Consider the following 25469-nt stretch of genomic DNA (forward strand, 5'->3'; position numbering starts at 1 on the left):
TGCATCACGAAACCCTGCTGGGAGTTCGCTGTGAGGCGCACACTGGAAGGGACCGAGGAAGTGGTCCGCATGTCCGTCCGTCCGCGCAACGTCGTCATGGGCCGGCTCCGTCGCCTGGCCCTCATCCCCCTCGCTGCCATCGGCCTCGTCCTCGGCGTGCTCGTCGCCCCCAGCGCGCAGGCGGCCGCCCTGTTCGGTCACGACATCTCGTGGCCTCAGTGCCCGTCGAGCTTCCCGCCGACGTCGACGCAGTTCCTCGTGATCGGTCTGACCAACGGCCTGCCGTTCACCGAGAACCCTTGTGTCGCAACGCAAGCCACATGGGCCGCGGACCACGCGAAGCCGACCCACGCGTACACCATGGCCGGCTTCCCGACCCCCGCGCAGCTCACGACCTACGGCGCGAGCGGCCCGTGGTCGAGCTCGACGCGCGCGGGCCGCCTCAGCAACGTCGGCTACGCCGAGGCGATGTATGCCGTCGCGACCGTGCGCGACGTCCCCGGCTGGGCGCCGCGGATGGTCTGGATCGACGTCGAGCCGCGGGACACCGAGCCGCGGCGGCAGCCGTGGCCCACGTCCACGACCGTGCAGCGCCTCGAGAACCGCTACGTCGTCGAGGGCATCATGCGAGGGCTCCGGGCGGCGGGCTACTCCTACGGCATCTACTCCAACGCCTCCGGCTGGCAGACGATCACGGGGTCCTGGTGGCTGCCCGGTGTGCCCGTCTGGGCGACGGCCGGGACCCTGAACTACCCGAACGAGGCGCTCGACAAGTGCACCCAGCCGAGCTTCTCGGGTGGCAAGGTCTACCTCGCCCAGTGGTGGGACGCCACGTGGGACTACGACCGCACCTGTGACCCCTACGCGTTCACGCGCCTTCCCGTGGCACCGGCGTCGCTGTCCAACAGCACGGGCGACTTCAACGGCGACTGGAACAACGACGTGCTGGCGCGCTGGACCGCGAGCGCGGCGCTCAAGCTGTACGCCGGCACCGGGACCGGGAGCCTGTCGCTCGGCACCCAGATCGGCACGGGATGGGGCGGCATGGCCACCCTCGAGACTCCCGGCGACCTCAGCGGTGACGGCGGGCAGGACGTGCTCGCCCGCGAGGCGTCGACGGGTGACCTCTGGATGTACAAGGGCGACGGGGCCGGCGGGTGGCGCCTCCCCCGCGTGCGGGTCGGCACCGGCTGGCAGGTCATGAACGCCGTCGTCGGGGTCGGTGACCTGACCGGCGACGGGCGGATGGACGTCGTCGCCCGGCGGGCGACCACCGGCGAGCTCTACCTCTACCCCGGCACGGGCAGCGGCGGCTGGAAGGCCCGCACGAGCATCGGCACCGGCTGGAACCGCTACAGCGCCCTCGTCGGTCCGGGTGACCTCACCGGCGACGGCCGGCCCGACCTGCTTGCCCGCGAGGCCTCGACCGGCATCCTGTGGCTCGTCCCGGGCGCGGCCGGCGGCACGCTGGGCGCGCGCGTGCAGGTCGGCACCGGCTGGAACGGCATGACCGAGATCATGAGCCCCGGCGACCTCAACGGCGACCGCGTGCCGGACGTCCTGGCCCGCGACGGCACCGGGCGGCTCTGGCTCTACCCGCGCACCGCGGCCGGCGGCTGGGGCTCACGCGTCCTCGTCAGCACCGGCTGGTCCATCGTCAACGCCATCTTCTGAGGCCGGACGACGGAGCGGCCCGCCACCCCGAGGGGTGACGGGCCGCTTCGTGACCAGGACTGGTCGTGGCCGGGCTCGACCGGGTCGGTCAGGCGTCAGCGGACTCCGTGGCCGGGGCGTCCGCCTCGGCGGCCGAGTCGCCGTTGTCGCCGTCGGCGAGGACCGCAGCGAGGCTGAGCTTGCCGCGCGGGTCGATCTCCTTGAGCTCGACCTGGACCTTCTGGCCGACCTTGACGACGTCGTCGACGCTGTCGATCCGCTTGCCGCCGACGAGCTTGCGCACCTCGGAGATGTGCAGCAGGCCGTCCTTGCCGGGCAGCAGCGAGACGAACGCGCCGAACGTCGTCGTCTTGACGACGGTGCCGAGGAAGCGCTCGCCGACCTCGGGCATCTGCGGGTTCGCGATGGCGTTGATCGCCGCGCGAGCCGCCTCGGCCGAGGGGCCGTCGACCGCACCGATGAACACGGTGCCGTCGTCCTCGATCGAGATGTCGGCGCCCGTGTCGTCCTGGATCTGGTTGATCATCTTGCCCTTCGGGCCGATGACCTCACCGATCTTGTCGACGGGGACCTTCACCGTGATGATGCGCGGGGCGTACGGGCTCATCTCGTCGGGCACGTCGATGGCCTCGGCCATGACGTCGAGGATGTGCAGACGTGCGTCGCGGGCCTGGGTCAGCGCGCCGGCGAGGACCGACGCGGGGATGCCGTCGAGCTTCGTGTCGAGCTGGATGGCCGTGACGAACTCCTTGGTGCCGGCGACCTTGAAGTCCATGTCGCCGAAGGCGTCCTCGGCACCGAGGATGTCGGTGAGCGCGGCGTACTGCGTCTCACCGTCGACGGTGTCGGACACGAGGCCCATCGCGATGCCGGCGACCGGGGCGCGCAGCGGCACACCGGCGTTGAGCAGCGACAGGGTCGAGGCACAGACCGAGCCCATGGACGTCGAGCCGTTGGAGCCGAGGGCCTCGGACACCTGACGGATGGCGTACGGGAACTCCTCGCGCGTCGGCAGGACCGGCATGAGCGCGCGCTCGGCCAGGGCGCCGTGACCGATCTCGCGGCGCTTCGGCGAACCGACGCGGCCGGTCTCACCGGTGCTGTAGGGCGGGAAGTTGTAGTTGTGCATGTAGCGCTTGCGCGTGACGGGGCTCAGCGTGTCGAGCTGCTGCTCCATCTTGAGCATGTTGAGCGTCGTGACACCCATGATCTGGGTCTCGCCACGCTCGAAGATCGCCGAGCCGTGCACGCGCGGCAGGACCTCGACCTCGGCGCCGAGGGCGCGGATGTCGGCGAGGCCACGGCCGTCGATGCGCACCTTGTCGCGCAGGATGCGCTGGCGGATGAGCTTCTTCTGCACGGAGCGGAAGGCGGCCGAGACCTCCTTGTCACGCCCCTCGAACTGCTCGGCGAGCTGCGCCTTGACGGTGGCCTTGATCTCGTCGAGGCGCTCCTCGCGCTCCTGCTTGCCGGCGATCGTCAGCGCAGCGGTCGTGTCGGCCTCCACGGCGGACTCGACGGCGGCGTAGACGTCGTCCTCGTAGTCGAGGAAGATCGGGAAGTCCTGGACCGGCTTGGCGGCCTCGGCAGCGAGCTGGGCCTGGGCCTCGCAGAGCTGCTTGATGAACTTCTTCGAGGCCTCGAGGCCCTCGGCCACGACCTCCTCGGTCGGCGCCTGCTTGCCCTCGTTCTTGACGAGGTCCCACGTCGACTCGGTGGACTCGGCCTCGACCATCATGATCGCGACGTCGTCACCGACGACACGTCCGGCGACGACCATGTCGAAGACCGAGCGCTCGATGTCGGAGAAGTTCGGGAAGGCGACCCACTGGCCGTCGATGAGCGAGACGCGCACGCCACCGATGGGGCCCGAGAACGGGAGGCCGGAGATCTGGGTCGAGGCGCTGGCCGCGTTGATGGCGAGCACGTCGTACTGGTGGTCGGGGTTCAGCGAGAACACCGAGATGATGACCTGGACCTCGTTGCGCAGACCCTTCTTGAAGGTCGGGCGCAGCGGGCGGTCGATGAGGCGGCAGGTGAGGATGGCCTCGGTGGACGGGCGGCCCTCACGGCGGAAGAAGCTGCCGGGGATCTTGCCGATGGCGTACATGCGCTCTTCGACGTCGACCGTCAGCGGGAAGAAGTCGAACTGGTCCTTCGGCTGCTTGCCGGCGGACGTCGTCGACAGGAGCATCGTGTCGTCGTCGAGGTAGGCCGTGACGGCGCCGCCGGCCTGACGGGCCAGGCGGCCGGTCTCGAACCGGACCGTGCGGGTGCCGAAGCTGCCGTTGTCGATGACGGCCTCGGCGAAGGTGATGTCTGGACCCTCCATGTGGGCCCTCGCTTTCTTTTTCTCATGTGCCCGCGCACATCGTCGTTGTGTGCGTGGTTTCCTTCTTCGGGCCGGATGGCCCTGGTGCGGTGGACGACGGGCGTCGCCCTCCTGCACCTACGACGAAAGGCGGTCTCCGCAGAACGCGGTGACCGCCTTTCGTCACGAACTCATCGACGCAGGCCGAGTCGCTTGATCAGCGAACGGTAGCGCTCGATGTCGGTCGCCTCGAGGTAGCGCAGCATGCGCTTGCGGCGGCCGACCAGCAGGAGAAGACCACGACGGCTGTGGTGGTCGTGCTTGTGGGCCCGAGCGTGCTCGGTCAGGTCCTTGATGCGCTGCGTCAGCATCGCGATCTGGACCTCGGGAGAGCCGGTGTCGCCCTCGACCGTGGCGTACTCGGTCATGATCTGCTTCTTCACGTCAGCGTCCAAAGGCATGGATGAACCGACTCCTTCTCATCTCGTTGCGCGGTGCTCCAGGGCATGTCCACCTGGGCGCTATCGAATCCGCGGCCGGTCTACGGCGTCTCCAAGCGTAACAGCGGGGTTCCGGGCGCCCTAATCGAGCCTCGGAGGGCGCGTGACCGTTTCGTGACCGTGCAGATGTTTGGGCTCGGCGGGGACCCGGGTACGACACAGACTGCTCGGGGAAAACCTCTTGAAGGAGACAAGCGACACCATGATCGTTCTCGGACTCATCCTGCTGCTCATTGGCATCTTCGCCAAGATCAGCATCCTGACCACGATCGGCATCATTCTTGTCGTCGTGGGCGCGGTGCTCTTCCTCCTCGGCGCCTCGGGTCGCGCCATCGGTGGCCGGAAGCACTGGTACTGACCGGTCGCGCCACCAGCAGGAACCAGACGCCCCCGCGGTCTTCCGCGGGGGCGTCTTGCCGTCCGCCTCGGGTCGCATGCCGTATGCCGGGTGCGGGCCGGCCGCGCCCGACGCCCGGACGCCGTCCCCCGCCGTCAGTAGGCGCCCAGCTGTTCGAGGGTGCGCCGGACCGCCCGCTCGGTGCTCGTGGACGACCAGGGGCCACCGTCGAGGGCCAGCCAGACGAGGTGGTCCGCGTCCGAGACGAGCACGGTGCGGACGGAGTCGGCGCCGGTCAGGCTGTCCTGCGTGGCGACGAAGCCCCTGACACCCCCGAGAGCGCCCGGTCGCCCACCGCCGCACCGCCGCATCGCGTCCTCCAGGTGCGTGCGGGTCCCGGCGAGGCGCGGGTCCCCGCGGCGGAAGCGCAGCTGCACGTAGTCGACGACGAGCGAGCCCTGGCCCGGATCCGAGGCCGCCGCCACCCGGGCCCCGGCGAGGCCGGACACCACACGGTCCGCCCCGGTCCACCCGAGCAGCTCCTCGTTCGTCGAGCTCGACCACCCGAAGACCGGCAGGCTGCAGTCCGGGACCGGCGCTGGGACCTCCCGGCAGGGCACACCCGGGCGGGCGCGCACCTCGGTCGCCCGGCCACCGGTCGCCGAGGCACCCGCCCACAGGTCCGTCGCCCGCACCGGGGGTCGGTCACCGAGGTCGGTCTCCGCGGCGCAGGCAGCGTCCTCCGGGACCGTGGTCATGCCGTCAGCGAGGGTCGGCGTCACCCCCGCTGATGCACCCGGCCGGGTCCCCGGTGGGGTGCCGAGCCACGCACGTGCTGAGCTCCCTTGCGCCGTGGGCTGATCCGCCGTGCACGCGGCGAACCCCAGACACAGCACGAAGGCACCCCCGACGAACGGGAGTGCCCTCGTGAGCCGGCCGGACGGCATTCGCACGCCTCTCCGGTGGTGCTCAGAAGTTGATCATGTGGCCGGCGATGCCGTGGACGGCCTCCTTGACGGCCTCGCCGAGCGTCGGGTGCGCGAAGACGGTGCGCGACACCTCGTCGGCCGTGAGGTCCCACGTCTGCGCCAGGTTGAGGACCGGGAGCAGCTCGGTGACGTCGGGCCCGATGAGCGCCGCGCCGAGGATCTCGTTGTGCTCCGCGTCGGCGATGACCTTGACGAAGCCGACCGTGTCGCCGAGGCCCATGGCCTTGCCGTTGGCCGAGAACGGGAATGTCGCCGTCTTGACGTCGTGGCCGGCCTCCCTGGCCTGCTCCTCCGAGAGACCCATCGAGCCGATCTGCGGCTGGCAGAAGGTCGCCCGCGGGATGAAACGGAAGTCGACGGCCATCGTCTCGACGCCGGCGATCGTCTCGGCGGCCACGATGCCCATGGCTTCGGCGACGTGGGCGAGCATCAGCTTGGCCGTGACGTCGCCGATCGCGTAGACGTTGGGGACGTTGGTGCGGCCGTACTCGTCGATGGCGATCGCACCGCGGTCGGTGAGCTCGACACCGGTCGACTCGAGGCCGAAGCCCTCGGTGCGGGGCGCGAAACCGATGGCCGACAGGAGGCGGTCGGCCTCGAGGACCTGCTGGTCACCGCCGGCCGCCGGGCTGACCGTGACCTTGACGCCCGAGCCGGTGTCCTCGACGGACTCGACCTTGGTGCCGAGCAGGACGTTGACGCCGAGCTTCTTGTACTGCTTGAGCAGCTCCTTGGACACGTCGGCGTCCTCGGTGGGCACCATGCGGTCGAGGAACTCGACGATCGTCACGTCGACGCCGAAGTTCTTCATGACGTAGGCGAACTCGACGCCGATGGCGCCGGATCCGGCGATGATGATCGAGCCGGGAAGCTCGGGGTCGAGGATCTGCTCCTCGTAGGTGACGACGTTCGCGCTGACCTCGACGCCCGGGATCATCCGCGTCACGGAGCCGGTCGCGAGGATGAGGTTGTCGAACGTGATCGAGCGGGACGACCCGTCGTTGAGGGCCACGTCCATGGACGACGCCGAGGTCAGGGTGCCCCAGCCGTCGATCTCCTCGATCTTGTTCTTCCTCATGAGGAAGTGGACGCCCTTGACGATGCCGGCCGACACCTGGCGACTGCGCGCGTGCGTCGGGCCGAAGCTCATCGTGGCGTCGCCCTCGATGCCGTACTTCTTCTTCTCGTGCGTCAGGGTGTGCGCGAGCTCGGCGTTCTTGAGCAGGGCCTTGCTCGGGATGCAGCCGACGTTGAGGCAGACGCCGCCCCAGTACTGCTTCTCCACCACGGCGACCTTCTTGCCGAGCTGCGACGCGCGGATCGCCGCGACGTAGCCACCAGGACCGGCACCGAGCACAACGACATCGAAATCAGCCATGGCCACAGCCTATCCGTGAGCGAGAGCCCTCCGAGACGGCGTCCACCCGCACATCACGATCTGCACAGAATTGCGCAATTGACTGTGTCGCAGAGCACATGGCGGACCGTGGCGAGAGTAAGTTTCCGCGACGCACGGCCGCACCCGTCCGGCCCGACCAACGGAGGTCACTCGCGTGAGCACCACTCCGCACCGTCACGAGGCGCCACCGGCGAACAAGGGCCTGCTGGCCCTCGCCGTCGTGCTCCTCGCCATCCCCATCGTCGCCCTGCTCCTCGTCGGCACCTACGCGAAGGACGAGCCCCGTCTCGGCGGCTTCCCCTTCTTCATCTGGTACCAGTTCCTCTGGGTGGTCCTCTGCTCGGCGCTGACCTACACCGCCTACCGGATCGTGCTCAAGGCACGTCCCCACGTGCCGATGAACCCCGAGGGTGACGCCTTCGACGACGACTCCTTCGGCGACACCCGAGAGGAAGGCACCCGATGACCGCCATCGCCCCCGCCATCGCCCCCGCCATCGCTCCCGCCGCCGACACCGGCGGCGTCAACGGCGTCGCGCTCACCGTCCTCATCTTCTTCTTCGTCATCGTCGCCGGGGCGGGCTTCTGGGCCGCCCGCTGGCGTCGCCCGGAGAGCATGGAGAGTCTCGAGGAGTGGGGACTCGGCGGCCGCTCGTTCGGCACGTGGATCACGTGGTTCCTGCTCGGCGGGGACCTCTACACGGCCTACACCTTCGTCGCGGTGCCCGCGGCGATGTGGGCCTTCGGTGCCGTCAACGGGTTCTTCGCCGTCCCGTACACGATCATCCTCTACCCGATCATCTTCGTGTTCATGTCGCGGCTCTGGTCGGTCTCGCACCGCCACGGCTACGTGACGCCGGCCGACTTCGTCCAGGGTCGCTCCGGGTCCCGGGTCCTGTCCCTCGCGGTCGCCGTCACCGGCTTCCTCGCGACGATGCCCTACATCGCCCTCCAGCTCGTCGGCATCCAGGCCGTCCTCGAGGTCGCCGGCGTCGGCAGCAGCACCAACTGGGTCGCCAAGGACCTGCCGCTCTTCATCGCCTTCCTCGTGCTCGCGCTCTACACCTACACCTCGGGTCTGAGGGCACCGGCGATCATCGCCTTCGTCAAGGACATCCTCATCTACCTCGTCATCATCGTCGCGGTCATCTACCTGCCGTCCAAGGTCGGCGGCTGGGGCCACGTGTTCGACTCGGCGAAGGAGAAGATGACGACGACGACCAACCCGGCGACCGGCAACCCGAACGTCTTCATCCCGGGACCCAAGGCGTACTGGGCCTACGCGACGCTCGCCCTCGGCTCGGCCCTGGCGTTGTTCATGTACCCGCACTCGGTCACGGCGACGCTGTCGGCCAAGAGCCGCAACACGATCCGCAAGAACGCCTCGATCCTGCCGGCCTACTCCTTCCTGCTCGGCCTGCTGGCCCTGCTCGGCTGGGTGGCCATCGCGGCGGGCACCAAGCCGGTCGGCCTCGACGGCAAGGTCAACGGACAGCTGGTCATCCCCCAGCTCTTCGAGGACATGTTCCCCTCGTGGTTCGCGGGCGTGGCCTTCGCGGCCATCGCCATCGGCGCCCTCGTGCCGGCAGCGATCATGTCGATCGCGGCGGCCAACACGTTCACGCGCAACATCTACAAGGCGTGGATCAAGCCCGACGCGACCGTGCAGCAGGAGGCGAAGGTCAGCAAGCTCACCTCGCTCGTCGTCAAGGCGTTCGCGCTGATCTTCGTGCTCACCCTCGACAAGAGCAACGCGATCAACTTCCAGCTCCTCGGCGGCATCTGGATCCTCCAGACGTTCCCGGCCCTGGTGTTCTACCTCTACACGCGGTGGTTCCACCGCTGGGCGCTGCTCGCGGGCTGGGCGGTCGGCATGGTCTACGGCACGCTCGCCGCGTACAACGTGACCAACAAGGCCACGGGGGCCCCGTTCGCGGGCTCGGTCGCGAACATGCCGCTCATCGGGCAGCTCGGCTACATCGCGGTCACTGCGTTCGCCTTCAACGTCGTCGTCGCCGCGATCCTCACCCTCGTGCTCCGTGTCGCCAAGGCGCCGGAGGGCAAGGACGAGACGATCCCGGCCGACTTCTTCGCCGACGCCGGTGACCCGCGCGTCGAGAAGCTGGCCGTCGGTCCGCACGAGCTGACGCCGTCCGCCTGACGCGTCCGAGCACGTGTGCCGCAGGGCCGGGTCCGCCAGGACCCGGCCCTGCGCGCGTCCCGACTCCCCACCGGCGTGTGTCAGGGGTCGCGGGGGCGCTCGGGTGGGAGGGCGGCGATGGCCTCGTCGACGTCGAGGCCGGTGACCTGGAGCAGGTCGACGACGGTCGAGCGCACCTGTGCCAGCACGGTCTCCGTCGCGAGACTCGACGTGCGGGGCACCTCCCCCGTCGCCGCGGCGACGGCGAGCACCGCGGAGCGACCGATCTCGGGAGAGGCGTTCTCCGACAGGGCGCGCCCGATGACGTCCGTCGCCGACGCGAGCTCGAGCAGCAGCGTCTCGTAGCCGGGCGGCAGCGGCTCGCCGCGGCCGACCGCGACCGTGACCCGACGGACGAGCACGCGGGTGCTGCGCATCGCGCGGTCGAGGGGCTCGACGAGGTCGACCATCTTGCGCACCCCGGCCGCGTGCTGCCGCTTGAAGGGCGACGACGTGATGACCGAGAGCCCCTCGTCGGCCGCCTGCCGCAGCTCGCGGAGCAGCGACTCCGTGCCGCGCGCCGACGCGAGCACCTCGGCCGCGCCCTCGACGTCGCCGTCGTGCGCGCTGGCCGCCGCCCGCCGGAGCAGCTCACCGATCTTGCGCACGGCCTCGGCGGCGGCGACCCGGGGCCGACGCAGCGGCGCCTGCGGCACGACCGTCGCTGCGACGAGGGCGATCCCGCCGCCGATGAGGGCGTCGGTCCACCGGCCGAAGGCCTGGCCCGGGCTCGCGACGAGGGCCGCGATGACGATGCCCTGCACGGCCGACTGGGTGACGATGACCGGCCCGCCGTCCAGCAGGGTCGCGATCGCCATCGACACGAGGACCACGGCGGCGATCTGCCACGGGCCGCTCCCGGCGACGTGGACGAAGACGTCGGCCGTGAAGACCCCGACGGCGACGCCGATGGCGACCTCGAAGACCCGGCGCAGCCGCTGGCCGTAGGACATGCCGAGGCAGACCACCGCGACGATGGGCGCGAAGAAGGGCGAGGCGTGGCCGAAGACGTCGGTCGCGAGCCACCAGGCGACTCCCGCGGAGACGGCGCACTGGACGAGGAGGAAGATGCGCGAGCGCAGCCGTTCGAGACGGGTGCGCACGCTGAGCCGGCTCCGGTCCCAGGCGCGGTCGAGCGCCTCGACGACCGGGGCGTCGCTCCTCAGGTAGTCGTCCACGAAGGCGCCTCTCGGTCGGTTCCCGCAGCGGGTGCCGCGAGCGGTCGTGCGGGGCTAGAGCCCCAGGGCAAGGATCGCATCGAAGATCTGCCGCACGGCAGGGGCCGCGACCTTCGAGCCCGAGCCGCCCTGCCCGACGACGACCACGACGGCATACCTCGGCTTCGTCGTCGGGCCGTAGCCCGCGAACCAGGCGGTGGCCTGCTTGCCGAAGACCTCACCCGTCCCCGTCTTGCCCGCGAGCGGGTAGCGGTCCTGGGGGAAGCCCGTGAACGCCGTGCCCGCCGACCCGCCGGGACGCGTCACGTCCGCCAGCGCGGAGCGGACGTATGCCAGCACGTCACGTCTCAGGGGCACGGTGGCGACCCGCTTCGGCGCGACCGCGGTCGTCTCCCCGCCGGGCGTCCGGTAGGCGGCCGCGACCTGCGGCTGCCACAGCGTGCCGCCGTTGGCGATCGCCGCGTAGACGCCGGCCATCTGGAGGATCGTCACGGCCGTGTCGCCCTGGCCGATGGAGAAGTTCACGGCGTCGCCCGCGCGGTACTGGTAGCCGGCGCTGCAGTTCTCGGCGGCGAGCCGCCCGAGGTAGGCGGCCCGCGCCTTGTCGGTGCGCGCGACCTCGGGGTAGCCCGTGCTCGCCCGCCGGCACGTCTCGTCCTTGGTGGCGAGCCAGTACTGCTCCTTCCAGGCCCGGTCGGGGACGCGGCCCGCTGCCTCGCCGGGCAGGTCGACCCCGGTGCGCCGCCCGAGCCCGAACGACCTCGCCATCGACACGAACGGGTCCGCGACGGTCACCGGCGCGGCGAGGCCGCCCTGCTCCAGCCACGCGGCATACGCGAGGCGGTAGAAGACGGTGTCGCACGAGACGACGAGCGCCCGGTGGAGGTCGATCGGGCCGTAGCCGCGGGACTCGAAGTTGTTGAAGACACGCCCTCCGACGGAGACGGCGGGCGAGCAGTCGTAGGTGCCGTCGAGCCGCGCACCGGCGTTGACGGCGGCGGGCACCGAGATGACCTTGAACGTCGAGGCCGGTGGGAAGGTCTCGGCCGTCAGCCGTGAGCGCAGCGGCGTGCCGCCCCGCTCGTCGGTGAGGCGCGCGAGGTCGGCTCGGCTGATGCCACCGGAGAAGGCGGACGGGTCGTAGGACGGGTAGCTGGCGGCCGCCACCACGGCACCGTTCGTCACGTCGAGGACGACCGCGGCCCCGGTGTCGGCGCGGAGCTTCTGGGCTCGTGCCGACGCGACGGCCCGCACGAGGGCGGCCTCGGTGCGGGCCTGGAGCCGGGCGTCGAGGTGGGTCACGAGGTCACGACCGGCCACCGGAGGGGTCGAGCCCACGGTGTCGGTGACGATCCCCCGCGGGTCGATGGTGACGACCGTGCTCCCGTTCGTCCCGCGCAGCACCCGGTCGTACTGTGCCTCGAGCCCCGAGCGCCCGACCACGTCCTCGGCGTCGATGCTCCCCCGGCTCTCGCTCACGTCGTCGGCGCCGGCCCGCGCGACCCAGCCGAGCAGGTGGGCGGCGAGGGCTCCGTGGGGGCGGGGGTAGGCGCGAACGGGCTCGGTGGTGACGCCGACGCCGGGGAACTTCTCCGGCTGCTCCAGCAGGGTCAGCGCCCGACGCGCGTCGACGCCGGCCGCGACGGGGATCGGGACGAAGGGCGAACCGTTGAAGCACGCCGGAGCCGGAGGCGCGCCGGAGGTCCCGCACAGCATCGTCTTGCCCCAGAGCTGCTCGAAGGGCAGCCCGAGGGCGCTGGCGACTCGCGTCACGAGGTCGCGGCCACCGTCGTCGGACCCCACGAGCACCGAGCGCTCGACGGTGACGACGGTGTCGAACGAGCTGTCGACGAAGGGCGCCCCGGTGCGGTCGAGGACGCGGCCGCGCAGGGCGTGCTCGGTCACGGTCCGGGTGTTGACCGTGACGGCGGCGCGAGCGAGATCGGGACCCTGGACGAGCTGGAGCTGCCCCAGCCGGCCCACGAGCAGCCCGAAGAGCGTGACGAGCAGCACGAGCACCACCCCGGCCACCCCGACCCTGCGCCGTCGAGGCCGGGTGCTCACCCGAGCCTCCGGCGTACGAGGGCCCGGTCGAGGGCGAGGAAGGCCGGCAGCACGAGGGCCCCGGCGGCCACCGTCGCCACCAGGCGCCACAGCCCGTCGGCGACCTCGACGCTCCCCTCGGCGAGCACCGCCGAGCCGAGTCGACCGACGAGCAGGACGCCCGCCGCCGCGAGCAACGCCGCCGGGGCGCGCAGCCGCGAGCGCGACGACGTGCGACGGAAGGAGCCGGCCACGAGCCCCGCGACCATCATGACGAGCGGGGTCAGGCCGAGCGGGCTGCCGACGGGTGGGACGAGCTCGACCACCCAGCCGGCGAGCAGCCCCACGAGGGCGCCGTGGACCGGCCCTCGGAGCACGGCAGTGGCCACGACCGCGACGAGGACGAGGTCCGGCACCCAGCGCGGCTGGGCGCCGAGCCGCGGCAGCAGGGTGGCCACGAGGAGGGCCGCGACGAGGACGTATGCCGTCCGCAGCACTCCCAGCAGCGTCGGCCTCATCGTCCGCCCCCCGCCGTCGTGCGCGCGGCAGGGGCAGCCGGTCTCGGGGTGGAGCGAGCGGTGGGCACGAGGACTGCGACGACGTCGATCGCGTCGGGGTCGACGGCGGGGCGCACGGTCGCGCTGCGCGTCAGCTGGCCCCGGTCGGGGTCGACGGCGGTCACGGTGCCGACGACGATCCCGGCGGCATACGGCGTCTCGTCGACGCTGCCGAGGGTGCGCACGACGTCGCCCACGACGGGGGTCGACGGTGCGATGCCGGCCAGGCGGAGCGAGCCACGAGGACGGGGCTCGGCGTCGCCCGCAGCCGGCGCCGACACGGTGCCGAGCGTGCCGGCGGGGCCGACGCGCACCGCCACGACCGAGCCTGCGCCGCCGAGCACCTGGACGTCGCTCGTCCACGGCGACACGGCCACGACGCGGCCCACGAGACCGTCGGCCGCGACGACCGTCGAGTCGGTGCGGATCCCGTCCCGGGAGCCGACGTCGATCGTCACGCTCCGGACGCCGAGCGCGCTGAGGTCGGTGGCGACGACGCGGGCGGGCACGAGGGTGCGGCCCGTCGTGGCACTCGAGCCGAGGAGCTCGTCGAGCCGGTCGAGCTCGTCGAGACGGTGCTGCTGCTCGGCCGCCACGGCGCGCAGTCGGACGTTCTCGCTCTCGACCGCGGCGAGATCGTCTCGCGGCACCCCGGCGAGGGCCCGCTGCACGGGTCCGAGCACGAACCCGCCGGCCCGGCGCACCCCGTCGGCGACGGACCAGCCGGCGAGGTCGGCGACGAGGAGCGCGAGGGTGAGCGAGGCCAGGACGACGAGGAGGCAGCGGCGGACGGTGGGCTGCATGCGACTAGAGGCGGTGGTCCCCGACGAGGACGCGCTCGAGGCTGGCGAAGTCGTCGACGCAACGGCCGGCCCCACGCGCCACGGCGCGCAGCGGGTCCTCGGCGACCTGGACCGGCACGCCGAGCTCGTGGCGCATCCGCTCGTCGAGGCCGCGCAGCAGGGCTCCGCCGCCGGTCAGCGTGATGCCGCGGTCGAGGATGTCCCCGGCGAGCTCGGGCGGACACACGTCGAGCGTGGCGCGGACGAGCTCGATGATCTGGAGCACCGGTGTCTCGATCGCCCGGCGCACCTCGACCGAGCTCACCTGGACGGTCTTGGGCAGCCCGGTCACGAGGTCGCGCCCGCGCAGCCGGGTCGTCAGCTCCTCACGCAGGGGGAACACCGAGCCGACCGCGACCTTGATGTCCTCGGCGCTGCGCTCACCGAGCAGGAGGGAGTACTCGCTCTTGACGTAGCCGATGAGGGCCTCGTCGATCTCGTCGCCGGCGATGCGCAGCGAGCTGGAGGTGACGATGCCGCCGAGGCTGATGACGGCGACGTCCGTCGTGCCACCGCCGATGTCGACGACCATGCTCGCGGCGGTCTCGTAGACGGGCAGTCCGGCGCCGATGGCGGCCGCCATCGGCTCCTCGATCATGTAGACCCGCCGCGCGCCGCACCGGGTCGCGGCGTCCTCGAGGGCCCGGCGCTCGACGCCGGTGACCTCACTCGGCACGCAGAGCACCATGCGCGGGCGGACGAGCCGAGAGGTGCGCACCTGGTCGATGAACCACCGCAGCATGCGCTCGGCCTCGTCGGCGTCGGAGACGACACCGTCACGCAGCGGTCGGACCGCCCGGATGGTGCCCGGCGCCCGGCCGAGCATCTCCTTGGCCCGGCTGCCGGCCGCGACGAGCCGGCCGGTGCCGACCTCCACGGCCACGACCGACGGCTCCTCGACGACGACCCCGCGCCCACGGACGTGGATCAGGGTGTTGGCGGTGCCGAGGTCGATCGCGAGGTCACGCCCGAGGGGGCGCAGCCGCGGTCGGGAGGTCATGCCGCGATTGTGCCCCGATCAGGCCTCGAGATCGGGGAACCAGATGCCGATCTCGCGTGTGGCGGACTCGTGGGAGTCGGAGCCGTGCACGATGTTCTGCTGGACCTTGGTGCCCCAGTCGCGCCCGAGGTCGCCGCGGATCGTGCCCGGGGCGGCGTCGGTGGGGTTGGTGGCGCCGGCTAGGCTGCGGAAGCCCTTGACGCTGTCCTGGCCCTCGATGACGACTGCCGCGACCGGCCCGGAGCTCATGAACTCGACGAGCGGCTCGTAGAAGGGCTTGCCCTCGTGCTCTGCATAGTGCGCGGAGAGCTGCTCACGGGTGGGCGTCAGCACGGAGAGGGCGACCAGGACGTAGCCCTTCCCCTCGATGCGACGCAGCACCTCACCGGTGAGGCCGCGCTGGAAACCGTCGGGCTTGACGAGGACGAGGGAACGTTCGGTGGTCACCCGTCCACCCTATCGGCCGCGTCGCCGTCGGCTGCGGCCGCTTCGCGACGGGCGACCACGGCATCGACCTGAGTCCCCTTGACGAGGCAGGTGATCCAGAGGGCGAGGAAGAAGAGACCCACGATGAGCATCATCGGCACGACGAGCGCGCTGAGGAGCGTGAGTGCCTGCACGACCCAGCCCAGCGTCACGCCCCACGGCCGGCGCATGAGCCCCGCCGCGACGATGCAGAGGACGCCCAGCCCGACGCCGACGACGAGGTATGCCGTGCCCGACCCGCTCCCCTCGTCCGTCGCCGCGATCGCCCGGGCCACGAGCGCCCCGAGCAGGATGCAGATGGACTGACCACCGAGCACCGTCGCGAGCATGCGGAAGGTGAACTTGCCGGTCTGGCCGTAGAAGATGATCGAACGCATCGGAGTGGGTCTCGCCTCGGTGTGGGTCTCGTGGCAGGTGGGCTCAGTAGTTCTGGGTCGTGTCCCAGGTGCGGATGATGGCCTGGGCCTCGGCGCCGCTCGCCCCCGTCGCCTCGGCGTAGAGGCTCATCGCGTCCTCGCGCCGTCCGGCGAGGATCAGCTCGCTGATGCGCGACCGGGCCTCGTCGGTGAGCCGGCCGTCGGTGTAGGAGGCCGCCGCGTCGCGGACGCCCGGCCCCTGGCCGGGGACGAACCAGCTGTCGACGGCCCGCTTGGCGTCGGCGAGGGGTGCCCCCGTCGCCTCGCGGTAGATCTTGATGGCGTTGATCTTGTGCCCGGCGCTGATCTCCCGGCTGACCCTGGCCCGCACCGCGTCGGTGAGGCCGACGAGCTCGCGGTCGGGGTCCTTGCGTCCCATGACCCGTCCCCACACGACGACGGCCACGACGATGATGATGACGATGAGGACGAGCTTCACCAGGGGGTGCATGGGGCCAGCCTAGGTCGGGGTCGAGGGCGGTCGGGTCAGAGGTCGGTGTGGCCGAGGAGCATCCGCACCTCGCCCGCGGTGATGACCGAGCCGGTGGCGACGACGCCACCGCCCATGCCGTCGGCCTCCGCGATCGTCACGGCCTGCTCGAGCGCGTCGGGCAGGTCGCGGACCACCGTCACCCGGGACTCGCCGAAGAGCTCCACGGCGAGCGCGCCCAGCGACTCGGGCCGCATCGCGCGCGGCGACGAGCTGCGGGTGACGACGATGTGGTCCAGCGCGGGCTCGAGCACCTCGAGAATCCCGGCGGCGTCCTTGTCGGCCACGATGCCGACGAGCCCGACGAGTCGGGTGAAGGCGAACGCCTCGCCGAGGGCGGCCACGAGGGACCGGGCGCCGTGGGGGTTGTGGGCGGCGTCGACGAGGACGGTCGGCGAGCGCCGGACGATCTCGAGGCGTCCCGGCGAGGTCATCGCCGCGACCGCCGCGGTCAGCACCTCGGGCTCGATGCGCTGCTCGCCGCCGCCGAGGAAGGACTCGACGGCCGCGACGGCCGTGGCGAGGTTGCTCGCCTGGTGCGCGCCGTGGAGCGGGAGGAAGAGGTCGGCGTACTCCCCCGCGAGGCCGCGGAGGGAGACCTGCTGGCCACCGATGGCGACCTCTCGGGCGAGGACGCCGAAGTCGTTGCCCTCGAAGACGATTCGCGCTCCGCCGACCTCCTCGACGCGGTCGATGAGAACGCGGGCGACGTCCTCGTCCTGGACGCCGGAGACGGTGACGGAGTCGGCCTTGATGATGCCGCTCTTCTCCTCGGCGATGGTGACGACGTCGTCACCGAGCAGATGGGTGTGGTCGAGGTCGACGGGGGTGATGACGGCGACCTGCGCGTCGATGACGTTGGTGGCGTCCCACGAGCCGCCGAGACCGACCTCGATGATCGCGACGTCGACGGGGGCGTCCGCGAACGCGGCGTAGGCGAGGGCCACGAGCACCTCGAAGAAGTTCATGCGGCGCCCACCCGACTCGAGCGAGCGGGCGTCGACGAGCTCGATGAGGGGCGAGACCTCGTCGTAGGCCGCGATGAACTTCTCGCGCGGGATCGGCTTGCCCGACAAGGTGATCCGCTCACGGATGTCGTGGAGGTGCGGGGACGAGAAGCGCCCCGTCGACAGCCCCGTCTCGCGCAGGATCGAGTCGACCATGCGGCTCGTCGACGTCTTGCCGTTCGTGCCGGTGAGGTGGATCGACGGGTAGGTCCGCTGCGGGTCGCCCGCGAGCTCCATGACGGCACGGATGCGGTCGAGCGACGGGCCGATGTCGTTCTCGGGCGCGCGGGCGAGGATCTCCTCCTCGATCTCGCGCATCCGCTTCATCTCCTCGAGGTTGCGCGCTGCCTCGAGGGCGGCGGCGTCCGGGCGGCCGTTCATGCCGGCTCCCCCGCGTCGAGCTCGCGGACCATCCACACGCTCTCGGGCAGGCCCGACCCCGGTGCCTCGCGGTGCGTCTCGACGAAGCCGTGCTTCGCGTAGAAGCGCGCCGCCTGCTGGTTGCCCTCGAGGTAGGACAGCGTGATGCGCTGGTGCTCGCCCTCGACCGCCCGCGCGACGACGGCCTCCATCAGGCGAGAGCCGATCCCGTGGCCGTGGTGCCCGGGCAGGACGTAGAGCTTCCAGAGCACGAACGACTCGTCCCGCGGCCCGAACGTCGCCACCCCGACGACGTCGTCGCCCTTCACGGCGACGAGGGTGCGGCCCTTGCGGATCGAGTCGGTGACGACGTCGCTGGTCCACCACTTGGCGAGACCCATGGCGACGTACTCCGGTCCGGCGATGGGCTCGTAGGTCGCGAGCCACGTGCGGTGCCCGACGGACAGCACGCCGCCCAGGTCGTCGCCGACGGCGCCGCGGACGACGACACCGTCGGTCGCTCCCGCGTCCGCGTCCGCGCGGGTCTCGTGGTCGGTCACGTCGGGGTCGGGGGTCGTGCTCACGTCGGCGCCCTCCAGCTCGTCCTCGCGGTTCGCGGCGATCATCGCTTGACCACGAGGATCGTCGCCGGGTGGTTGTCGCCGACGACGACGTCGGTCGGTGTGCCCGGCAGTCCGTCGGGCAGCGCGTGCTCGGGACCGGCGGCCGCGAACTGCGTCGCGAGCGTCTCCCCGACGATGAGGTCGCGGTGGGTCACCGTGGCCTCGAAGACCTCCGCGCCGCCCTGGACCGTCAGGCTGATGCGGTCGCTGACGTGCAGACCGGTGTCGCGACGGGCCTGCTGGACGGCCCGGACGAGGTCTCGGGCCAGCCCCTCGGAGGCCAGCTCTGCGGTCACGGTCGTGTCGAGCACGACGAAGCCGCCGGACGGCAACATGGCCGTGGCGCCGGCATCGGCGTCACCGGCGACGACGGTCTCGAGGGCGTACTCCCCCTCGACGAGTGCGAGCCCGCCCGAGGTGACCGTGCCGTCGGCGTCGACGGACCAGTCGCCGGACTTGCTGCCCTTGATGGCGTGCTGGACGTCCTTGCCGAGGCGCGGTCCGGCGGCACGGGCGTTGACGGTCAGTCGCTGGCTGACGCCGAAGTCGGACTCGCTCGCGGTCGCGACGTCGACGAAGGTCAGCGCCTTGACGTTGAGCTCGTCCTGGATGATCGTGCGGAACGGCTCCAGGGTCGCCGGCTCGGGAGCGACCACCGTCAGCCCGGCCAGCGGCAGGCGGGCGCGCAGCCCCCGGGCCTTGCGCAGGCTCGACCCGGTCGAGCAGATCTCGCGGGCACGGTCCATGGCGACGACGAGCTCGTGGTCGGCCGGCAGGTCCTGGATCGTCGGGTAGTCGGCGAGGTGCACGGAGCGCTCGCCCGTCAGGCCGCGCCAGATCTCCTCGGTGACGAGGGGCAGCAGGGGCGCCGTGGCGCGCGTGACGGTCTCGAGCGCGGTCCACAGGGTGTCGAAGGCCGCGAGCGACTCGTCGCTCTCGCCACCCCAGAAGCGGTCGCGGGACCGGCGGATGTACCAGTTGGTCAGCACGTCGAGGAACCCGCGCATCGTGTCGCATGCCGCGGCGATCTCATAGGCGTCGAGCTGCTCGGTCATGTCGCCGACGAACTCGCGCAGCTTGGCGAGCAGGTAGCGGTCGAGCACGTCGGACGAGGTCGTCGAGCGCTTCGCCTCGTAGCCCTCGCCGCCGCGCGCCGTGTTGGCGTAGAGCGAGAAGAACGACCAGGCGCTCCACAGCGGGATCATCACCTGGCGTACGCCGTCGCGGATGCCCTGCTCGGTGACGACGAGGTTGCCGCCGCGCAGGATCGGGCTGCTCATGAGGAACCAGCGCATCGCGTCGGCGCCGTCGCGGTCGAAGACCTCACGGACGTCGGGGTAGTTGCGCAGCGACTTGCTCATCTTCTGGCCGTCGGAGCCCAGGACGATGCCGTGGCTGACGCACGTCTTGAAGGCGGGCCGGTCGAAGAGGGCCGTGGCGAGGATGTGCAGGGTGTAGAACCAGCCGCGCGTCTGGCCGATGTACTCGACGATGAAGTCGCCCGGGAAGTGGTGCTCGAACCAGTCGGCGTTCTCGAAGGGGTAGTGCACCTGGGCGAAGCTCATCGAGCCGGAGTCGAACCAGACGTCGAGGACGTCCTCGACCCGGCGCATCGTCGAGCGTCCTGACGGGTCGTCGGGGTTCGGCCGCGTCAGGCTGTCGATGAACGGCCGGTGCAGGTCGGTGACCGCGACGCCGAAGTCACGCTTGAGCTCCTCGAACGAGCCGTAGACGTCGAGACGCGGGAACTCCGGGTTGTCGGACTTCCACACGGGGATCGGGCTGCCCCAGAAGCGGTTTCGCGAGATGGACCAGTCGCGGGCGTTGGCCAGCCACTTGCCGAACTGGCCGTCCTTGATGTGCGAGGGCGTCCACTCGATCTCCTGGTTGAGCTCGAGCATCCGCTCCTTGATCTTCGTGACCTCGACGAACCACGACGAGACCGCCATGTAGATGAGGGGCTCGCGACAGCGCCAGCAGTGCGGGTAGCTGTGGTCGTAGGTCTCGCGGCGCAGCAGCACCGTGCCGGCCGTGACCGAGCCGGTCTCGCCCTCGCCGCGGGTCGCCGCCTTGAGGTGGTCGATGATGTGGGCGTTGGCGTCGAAGACGTGCATGCCCTCGTAGTCGGTGACGGGCCAGAGGAACCGGCCGTCGGCCCCGACGGGCACGACCGGCTCGATGCCGGCAGCGTCGGTGACGATCTTGTCCTCCTCGCCGAAGGCACCGGCCGTGTGGACGAGCCCGGTGCCGTCCTCGGTGGTGACGAAGTCGGCCGGGAAGACGCGGTGCGCTCGGTCGTGCCCCTCGTAGTAGGAGAAGGGCGGCGTGAACGACCGGCCGAGCAGGTCGCTGCCCGTGAGCCGCTCGACGACGCGCTCGTCGAGCGTCGCCGGGTCGACGTCGGCGCCGAAGAGGTCCTTCGCGTAGGCCGCGAGGCGGGCCGCGCCGACGACGTAGCGCTCGGTCGTGCCCGTCACGTCGGACTCGACGACCACGTAGTCGATGTCGGGGCCGACCATGATGCCGAGGTTGGCCGGCAGGGTCCACGGCGTCGTCGTCCAGACGAGGGCGAGCTCGCCCGTCTCGAGGCGCAGGCCGATGGTGACGGCGGGGTCCTGGCGCATCTTGTAGACGTCGTCGTCCATGCGCAGCTCGTGGTTGGACAGCGGCGTCTGGTCGTTCCAGCAGTAGGGCAGCACGCGGAAGCCCTCGTAGACGAGGCCCTTGTCGTGCAGCTGCTTGAAGGCCCAGATGACCGACTCCATGTAGGAGGGCTCGAGCGTCTTGTAGTCGTGGTCGAAGTCGACCCAGCGAGCCTGTCGGGTCACGTAGTCGCGCCACTCGCCGGTGTACTTGAGCACCGAGCTGCGGCACGCGTCGTTGAACCGGTCGATGCCGAGCTCGACGATGTCCTGTTTCGTCTTGAGGCCGAGCTGGCGCTGCGCCTCGAGCTCGGCCGGCAGGCCGTGGGTGTCCCAGCCGAAGCGGCGCTCGACCCGCTTGCCGCGCATCGTCTGGTAGCGCGGGACGATGTCCTTGACGTAGCCGGTCAGCAGGTGGCCGTAGTGGGGCAGGCCGTTGGCGAAGGGCGGGCCGTCGTAGAAGACGAACTCGTTGGAGCCGTCGGTGCCCGCGTCGCGGCCCTCGACCGACGCGATGAACGTGCCGTCCTCGTCCCAGTACTCGAGGACCCGCTGCTCGATCTCGGGGAAGCGCGGGTTGGACGGGACGCCGCCCGTCGTGGACTGGCCGGCGTCGTCGTTCGTGGTGACCCTGGGATAGGTCATGCTCGTGGTCTCCTGCGTTCGCGTCTGTTGGTCGCTCGTCTCTGCCACGAGGACGACGTCTCCTGCCGGAGGCTGCCGCGGTACCACCCCGCTTGCCGCACGTCCCCGCCCGCTCGGGCAGACGGCATACGGCCGCTCTTGTCGAAGGCTGTGACGGGCCCACCCGTCCGGTTCTAGTAGGGGTCACCCGCCGAGGAGGGTGACCCGGTTCTTCCGGAGGCTCGCCGCTGATACACGGCTCCGACGCCTGTGCCGACCAGTCTAGCCTGTCAGCATGCCCAGCCTGCCCGAGCAGATCGCCCATCGTGAGGTCACCGACGCCGACGTGCGCCGGTCGTACGCACTCGACGCGACGGTCGCCCTCGCTCCCCCGCCCGACGACTTCACCGTCGTCCGGGCCCGCGACCTGAGCGACGTCGTGGCCGTGCTCGAGCACGCGCAGGCCACCGGCACGGCGGTCGTCCCCCAGGGGGCCCGCACGTCACGCTCGGGCGGTGCGGTCGCCACCGAGGACTGCATCGTGCTCAACGTCGAGGCGCTCGACGCCGTCCACGAGGTGAACGAGCTCGAGGGGTATGCCGTCGTCGGCCCCGGCGTCGTCAACGCGGACCTCAAGCGCGCGGCGGCCTCGGCCGGCCTCTTCTACGGCCCCGACCCCGCGTCGTGGGAGACGTGCACCATCGGCGGCAACATCGCCACGAACGCCGGCGGCCTGTGCTGCGTCAAGTACGGCGTCACGTCCGACTGGGTCAAGGCCCTGCAGGTCGTGCTCCCGGGTGGCGAGGTCATGCGCACGGGGCACCGCACCGCCAAGGGCGTCGCCGGCTACGACCTGACCGGCCTCTTCGTCGGATCCGAGGGCACGCTCGGCGTCGTCACCGAGGCCGTCGTGCGGCTCGAGCCCGCCCCGGACCCGGCCCTGACGGCGCTCGCCGTCTTCGACTCGCTCGACGCCGCGGTCGCCGGGATCGTCGCCCTGCGTCGCGACCCCCACCGCCCGTGCCTGCTCGAGATCATCGACCGCACGAGCGTCCGGGCCATCCAGGCCTTCGGCGACTTCGGCTTCCCCGACGACTGCGCCGCCGTGCTGCTGGTCCAGTCCGACCGCCCCGGCCACGTCGCCGACGACGTCGCGAGGTATGCCGCCCTGCTGGAGTCCGCGGGCGCCACCGACGTCGCGGTCGCCGACGACGCGCAGGAGTCCGAGGCCCTGCTCGCCGGGCGCCGGGTCATGAGCACCGCGTTCGAGGCCATGGGTGGGCGTCTCGCCGAGGACATGTGCGTGCCGATCGGCCGTCTCGCGGAGTTCGTTCGCGGCATCGAGGCCATCTCCGAACGCCGGTCGGTGCTCATCCCGGTGAGCGGCCACGGCGGCGACGGCAACCTCCACCCGTCGATCGTCTACTCCCACGACGACCCCGACAGCCTGGCCCGGGCGTGGGAGGCCTTCGACGACCTCATCCGGCTCGGGCTCTCGCTCGACGGCACCATCACCGGAGAGCACGGCATCGGCTCGGTCAAGGTGCCGTGGCTCGGCCTCGAGCTCGGCGACGCGGAGCTCGACCGGCAGCGCCGCCTCAAGGCCGTCTTCGACCCGCTCGGGATCATGAACCCCGGCAAGGTCTTTCCCGCCGCACCCCGTTGACCCCTCGAGTGCGGTGGATCCCCGGCACCTGGCGCCGGTGATCCACCGCACTCCCGGGTTAGCGTGGGTGATGGGCATCCGCAGGGCCGGTCTCCTCGCGACCGTCGCGCTTGCGGCGGCGTGCACGAGCGGGCCGCCGGCTCCCGGCAGTGACTCAGCGGGGCCGGCCTCCCCGGTCTCCCGGGCTTCCTCTGCCTCGGTGTCCTCCTCGTCCTCGACGTCTCGTCCGGCCGCGAGCGCTCCGGGGACGCCTGCTCCCCCGTCACGTGCGGACCCCTTCGGCGTCGACACGGTGCTCGGCGGCATACGTGCTCTGGCTTCGATCGGGCCGCGCGACGCGGCGAGCCCGGCGAGCGAGCGGGCCGCGGCCTACGTCGCGGGTCGGCTGCGCGCCGCCGGCTACCGCGTCACCCTCCAGACCTTCGCCGTGCCCGCCGGCATCTCGTGGGGCGTGCGGGTCCCGGCCGGCACCAGCGTCGACGTCGTCGCCGACCCTCCCGGCTTCGACCCGACGAAGCCGCACGTCGTCGTCGGCGCGCACCTCGACACCGTGCCGCAGTCGCCCGGGGCCGAGGACGACGCGTCCGGGCTCATGGTCATGGCCGAGGTCGCCCGGATGACCCGGCAGCAGCCGGGCGCACTCCCCGTCCGGTTCGTCGCGTTCGGCGCCGAGGAGGCGCGGGGCGGCAACGGCACGTTGTATGCGTTCGGCTCGCGACACTTCGTCGCCGGGCTGGGTGCGCCCGAGCGGCGAGCGGTCCGCGGCATGGTGGCCCTCGACCGGGTGGGTGTCGCGGCGGCGGCGGTCCCGGTGTGCCACGTCGCCGGGGCCGACTCCTCGCTCGCGGACGCCGTCCGTCGCGCAGCCGCCCCGGTGGTGCCGACCAGGGGCTGCACCAACAAGGCGAGCGACCACGTGTCGTTCGTCAGGGCGGGCATCCCGGCCGCCCGGCTCGGCAGCGTGCCGTACGCCGCGTACCACTCGGCGGGCGACGTGCCCTCGGTCGTCGACCGGGGGCAGCTGACGCGGTCGGGGGCCGTCCTGTGGGCCTGGATCCGCTCGCCGCGGTGACCCGACGCGCCGCGCGTGGACCGCGGCGGGGGTCCGGTCGGACGTTTGGCAGGATGACGTCATGACCGAAGTGGACACGACGGGTGCGTGGCTGAGCCGCGAGGACCTCGACAACGCCCGTGACCGACTGCCCATCCTCTACGTCCACGCGATCCCGGTCCGCGTCGACGACCGCGGTGTCGTCACCCACGTCGGGCTCCTGCTCCGCGCCGACAGCGACGGAGGCATCGGCCAGGAGGTCGTCGGCGGTCGGGTGCTCTACCACGAGCGCATCCGCGACGCCCTGATGAGGCACGTCGAGAGCGACCTCGGCCCGATGGCGCTGCCACGGATCCCGCTGTCGCCGCAGCCGTTCACGGTCGCAGAGTTCTTCCCGACGCCCGGGGTCACGCCCTTCCACGACCCCCGTCAGCACGCGGTGTCACTGGCCTTCGTGGTCGCCGTCATGGGCGACTGCCGGCCTCAGCAGGACGCCCTCGACCTGTCGTGGGTGACTCCCGAGGAGGCGGCGTCGCTCGCAGCCCGTGGCGAGATGCCCGGATCGCACGGCGTCCTCGTCCGACAGGCCCTGGCGCATGTCGGTTTCCCGGTCTAAAGGCTGCTAATTCGCGGGATTGCCTGAAACGCAAGACAGTTCACGACTTGGGTCCGGACTTCCCGACCATTTCGGACCGGTTGTGGCGATCTCGGGTATGACTCCTGACACAGGCATACCGTGAAAAGTTGAGCGTTGGTCGACCCTGTGCGGCGACGTCGTGACACCGGACCTCTCGTGGTTGATGCCTAGTCCCGCGAGCCGCAGTCACACCGCCGGTCGGCGCTCGCCATCCGGCACAGGGGGCCGGGCCAACACCTGCACATGGAGACACACATGCACCTTTCATGGTTACTGTCTCGGGGGAAGCCCTCTTCCGGGCAACGCATCACCACATCTCGTCGCAAGGCCACCGTGATAGTGGCGTCCGCGGCTCTGGCTTTCTCCGGGGCGCTTTTCCTCGCCCCGTCCGCCCAGGCGGTTCACGAGCTCAACCTCATCGAGCTCGACGGCAATGCG

23 protein-coding genes are annotated in these 25469 nt (G+C 71.3%); 8 read left to right on the top strand and 15 right to left on the bottom strand.

Annotated elements, in window-relative coordinates:
- The first annotated feature begins 69 nt into the window (after positions 1–69).
- Entirely contained in the window at positions 70–1674 is a 1605-nt protein-coding gene (locus ASD90_RS16330) for an FG-GAP-like repeat-containing protein (protein WP_235506700.1), read from the top strand.
- Between the two features lie 88 nt (positions 1675–1762).
- Here the strand turns inward: ASD90_RS16330 and ASD90_RS16335 are convergent, their stop codons facing one another.
- Both ASD90_RS16335 and rpsO read right to left on the bottom strand, forming a co-directional pair.
- The gene (locus ASD90_RS16335) at positions 1763–4006 is read right to left on the bottom strand and encodes a polyribonucleotide nucleotidyltransferase (protein WP_056758812.1); all 2244 of its coding nucleotides are present in this window, start codon (positions 4004–4006) and stop codon (positions 1763–1765) included.
- Positions 4007–4176: 170 nt separating this feature from the next.
- Entirely contained in the window at positions 4177–4446 is a 270-nt protein-coding gene (gene rpsO / locus ASD90_RS16340) for a 30S ribosomal protein S15 (RefSeq protein ID WP_020142650.1), read from the bottom strand.
- 241 nt (positions 4447–4687) lie between these two features.
- On the opposite strand from rpsO, the gene ASD90_RS24015 reads away from it, so the two are divergent.
- The gene (locus tag ASD90_RS24015; RefSeq protein WP_185744645.1) at positions 4688–4843 is read left to right on the top strand and encodes a DUF6131 family protein; all 156 of its coding nucleotides are present in this window, start codon (positions 4688–4690) and stop codon (positions 4841–4843) included.
- Between the two features lie 134 nt (positions 4844–4977).
- Here the strand turns inward: ASD90_RS24015 and ASD90_RS16345 are convergent, their stop codons facing one another.
- A complete protein-coding gene (locus ASD90_RS16345) occupies positions 4978–5580 on the bottom strand; it encodes a hypothetical protein (RefSeq protein ID WP_157623208.1) in 603 nt (200 codons plus the stop codon).
- A 211-nt stretch (positions 5581–5791) separates the two neighbouring features.
- Entirely contained in the window at positions 5792–7189 is a 1398-nt protein-coding gene (gene lpdA / locus ASD90_RS16350; RefSeq protein WP_056758999.1) for a dihydrolipoyl dehydrogenase, read from the bottom strand.
- A 175-nt stretch (positions 7190–7364) separates the two neighbouring features.
- Between lpdA and ASD90_RS16355 the strand changes: the two genes are divergently transcribed.
- Both ASD90_RS16355 and mctP read left to right on the top strand, forming a co-directional pair.
- Positions 7365–7676, top strand: a complete 312-nt coding sequence (locus ASD90_RS16355) for a DUF3311 domain-containing protein (protein ID WP_200958640.1) — start codon at positions 7365–7367, stop codon at positions 7674–7676.
- Positions 7673–9370: a monocarboxylate uptake permease MctP gene (mctP, locus tag ASD90_RS16360; RefSeq protein ID WP_056758818.1), complete on the top strand. Its 1698-nt coding sequence runs from the start codon at positions 7673–7675 to the stop codon at positions 9368–9370. Before ASD90_RS16355 ends, mctP begins: the two co-directional genes overlap by 4 nt.
- A gap of 80 nt (positions 9371–9450) precedes the next feature.
- On the opposite strand, the gene ASD90_RS16365 is transcribed toward mctP, so the two are convergent.
- The 11 genes from ASD90_RS16365 to ileS are packed head-to-tail and all read right to left on the bottom strand — an operon-like array spanning position 9451 to position 21698.
- On the bottom strand, positions 9451–10587 hold the full coding sequence (locus tag ASD90_RS16365) for an aromatic acid exporter family protein (RefSeq protein WP_056758820.1): 1137 nt from the start codon (positions 10585–10587) through the stop codon (positions 9451–9453).
- 54 nt (positions 10588–10641) lie between these two features.
- Positions 10642–12651: a penicillin-binding protein 2 gene (mrdA, locus tag ASD90_RS16370; RefSeq protein WP_235506702.1), complete on the bottom strand. Its 2010-nt coding sequence runs from the start codon at positions 12649–12651 to the stop codon at positions 10642–10644.
- Positions 12648–13148 (bottom strand): hypothetical protein, encoded by a 501-nt coding sequence (locus ASD90_RS16375; RefSeq protein ID WP_056758826.1) that lies wholly within the window; start codon positions 13146–13148, stop codon positions 12648–12650. The genes mrdA and ASD90_RS16375 overlap by 4 nt, the downstream gene beginning before the upstream one ends.
- Positions 13145–13990: a rod shape-determining protein MreC gene (gene mreC, locus ASD90_RS16380; protein WP_056758830.1), complete on the bottom strand. Its 846-nt coding sequence runs from the start codon at positions 13988–13990 to the stop codon at positions 13145–13147. Before mreC ends, ASD90_RS16375 begins: the two co-directional genes overlap by 4 nt.
- Before the next feature lie 4 nt (positions 13991–13994).
- The gene (locus ASD90_RS16385; RefSeq protein WP_056758833.1) at positions 13995–15029 is read right to left on the bottom strand and encodes a rod shape-determining protein; all 1035 of its coding nucleotides are present in this window, start codon (positions 15027–15029) and stop codon (positions 13995–13997) included.
- 18 nt (positions 15030–15047) lie between these two features.
- Positions 15048–15476: a nucleoside-diphosphate kinase gene (ndk, locus tag ASD90_RS16390; RefSeq protein ID WP_056758835.1), complete on the bottom strand. Its 429-nt coding sequence runs from the start codon at positions 15474–15476 to the stop codon at positions 15048–15050.
- The gene (locus tag ASD90_RS16395; protein WP_056758839.1) at positions 15473–15892 is read right to left on the bottom strand and encodes a DUF4233 domain-containing protein; all 420 of its coding nucleotides are present in this window, start codon (positions 15890–15892) and stop codon (positions 15473–15475) included. The genes ndk and ASD90_RS16395 overlap by 4 nt, the downstream gene beginning before the upstream one ends.
- 43 nt (positions 15893–15935) lie before the next feature.
- Positions 15936–16382: a hypothetical protein gene (locus ASD90_RS16400; RefSeq protein ID WP_056758842.1), complete on the bottom strand. Its 447-nt coding sequence runs from the start codon at positions 16380–16382 to the stop codon at positions 15936–15938.
- Positions 16383–16417: 35 nt separating this feature from the next.
- Positions 16418–17809, bottom strand: coding sequence for a folylpolyglutamate synthase/dihydrofolate synthase family protein (locus ASD90_RS16405; protein ID WP_056758846.1), 1392 nt, complete (start codon positions 17807–17809; stop codon positions 16418–16420).
- The gene (locus ASD90_RS16410; RefSeq protein WP_056758849.1) at positions 17806–18414 is read right to left on the bottom strand and encodes a GNAT family N-acetyltransferase; all 609 of its coding nucleotides are present in this window, start codon (positions 18412–18414) and stop codon (positions 17806–17808) included. The genes ASD90_RS16405 and ASD90_RS16410 overlap by 4 nt, the downstream gene beginning before the upstream one ends.
- A complete protein-coding gene (gene ileS, locus ASD90_RS16415) occupies positions 18411–21698 on the bottom strand; it encodes an isoleucine--tRNA ligase (RefSeq protein WP_056759002.1) in 3288 nt (1095 codons plus the stop codon). The genes ASD90_RS16410 and ileS overlap by 4 nt, the downstream gene beginning before the upstream one ends.
- 274 nt (positions 21699–21972) lie before the next feature.
- Here ileS and ASD90_RS16420 point away from each other — a divergent pair, with 274 nt between their 5' ends.
- The 4 genes from ASD90_RS16420 to ASD90_RS24400 form a co-directional block, all read left to right on the top strand.
- The gene (locus ASD90_RS16420; RefSeq protein ID WP_056758851.1) at positions 21973–23343 is read left to right on the top strand and encodes an FAD-binding oxidoreductase; all 1371 of its coding nucleotides are present in this window, start codon (positions 21973–21975) and stop codon (positions 23341–23343) included.
- A 199-nt stretch (positions 23344–23542) separates the two neighbouring features.
- Positions 23543–24415 (top strand): M28 family metallopeptidase, encoded by an 873-nt coding sequence (locus ASD90_RS16425; protein WP_235506704.1) that lies wholly within the window; start codon positions 23543–23545, stop codon positions 24413–24415.
- Between the two features lie 61 nt (positions 24416–24476).
- Positions 24477–25010, top strand: a complete 534-nt coding sequence (locus tag ASD90_RS16430; RefSeq protein WP_056758857.1) for an NUDIX hydrolase family protein — start codon at positions 24477–24479, stop codon at positions 25008–25010.
- 276 nt (positions 25011–25286) lie between these two features.
- Positions 25287–25469: hypothetical protein (locus ASD90_RS24400; RefSeq protein WP_235506705.1), on the top strand; the 183-nt coding region annotated here is incomplete at its 3' end.

The organism is Terrabacter sp. Root181, from assembly GCF_001428505.1.
In the GTDB taxonomy this organism is placed as follows: domain Bacteria; phylum Actinomycetota; class Actinomycetes; order Actinomycetales; family Dermatophilaceae; genus Terrabacter.

What these genes read in the sequence shown, in the direction of transcription:
- ASD90_RS16330 (WP_235506700.1), top strand. Translation starts at nt 70, where the DNA reads ATGTCCGTCCGTCCGCGCAACGTCGTCATGGGCCGGCTCCGTCGCCTG.
- ASD90_RS16335 (WP_056758812.1), bottom strand. Translation starts at nt 4,006, where the DNA reads ATGGAGGGTCCAGACATCACCTTCGCCGAGGCCGTCATCGACAACGGC.
- rpsO (WP_020142650.1), bottom strand. Translation starts at nt 4,446, where the DNA reads ATGCCTTTGGACGCTGACGTGAAGAAGCAGATCATGACCGAGTACGCC.
- ASD90_RS24015 (WP_185744645.1), top strand. Translation starts at nt 4,688, where the DNA reads ATGATCGTTCTCGGACTCATCCTGCTGCTCATTGGCATCTTCGCCAAG.
- ASD90_RS16345 (WP_157623208.1), bottom strand. Translation starts at nt 5,580, where the DNA reads ATGACCACGGTCCCGGAGGACGCTGCCTGCGCCGCGGAGACCGACCTC.
- lpdA (WP_056758999.1), bottom strand. Translation starts at nt 7,189, where the DNA reads ATGGCTGATTTCGATGTCGTTGTGCTCGGTGCCGGTCCTGGTGGCTAC.
- mctP (WP_056758818.1), top strand. Translation starts at nt 7,673, where the DNA reads ATGACCGCCATCGCCCCCGCCATCGCCCCCGCCATCGCTCCCGCCGCC.
- ASD90_RS16375 (WP_056758826.1), bottom strand. Translation starts at nt 13,148, where the DNA reads ATGAGGCCGACGCTGCTGGGAGTGCTGCGGACGGCATACGTCCTCGTC.
- mreC (WP_056758830.1), bottom strand. Translation starts at nt 13,990, where the DNA reads ATGCAGCCCACCGTCCGCCGCTGCCTCCTCGTCGTCCTGGCCTCGCTC.
- ASD90_RS16385 (WP_056758833.1), bottom strand. Translation starts at nt 15,029, where the DNA reads ATGACCTCCCGACCGCGGCTGCGCCCCCTCGGGCGTGACCTCGCGATC.
- ASD90_RS16395 (WP_056758839.1), bottom strand. Translation starts at nt 15,892, where the DNA reads ATGCGTTCGATCATCTTCTACGGCCAGACCGGCAAGTTCACCTTCCGC.
- ASD90_RS16400 (WP_056758842.1), bottom strand. Translation starts at nt 16,382, where the DNA reads ATGCACCCCCTGGTGAAGCTCGTCCTCATCGTCATCATCATCGTCGTG.
- ASD90_RS16405 (WP_056758846.1), bottom strand. Translation starts at nt 17,809, where the DNA reads ATGAACGGCCGCCCGGACGCCGCCGCCCTCGAGGCAGCGCGCAACCTC.
- ASD90_RS16410 (WP_056758849.1), bottom strand. Translation starts at nt 18,414, where the DNA reads ATGATCGCCGCGAACCGCGAGGACGAGCTGGAGGGCGCCGACGTGAGC.
- ileS (WP_056759002.1), bottom strand. Translation starts at nt 21,698, where the DNA reads ATGACCTATCCCAGGGTCACCACGAACGACGACGCCGGCCAGTCCACG.
- ASD90_RS16420 (WP_056758851.1), top strand. Translation starts at nt 21,973, where the DNA reads ATGCCCAGCCTGCCCGAGCAGATCGCCCATCGTGAGGTCACCGACGCC.
- ASD90_RS16430 (WP_056758857.1), top strand. Translation starts at nt 24,477, where the DNA reads ATGACCGAAGTGGACACGACGGGTGCGTGGCTGAGCCGCGAGGACCTC.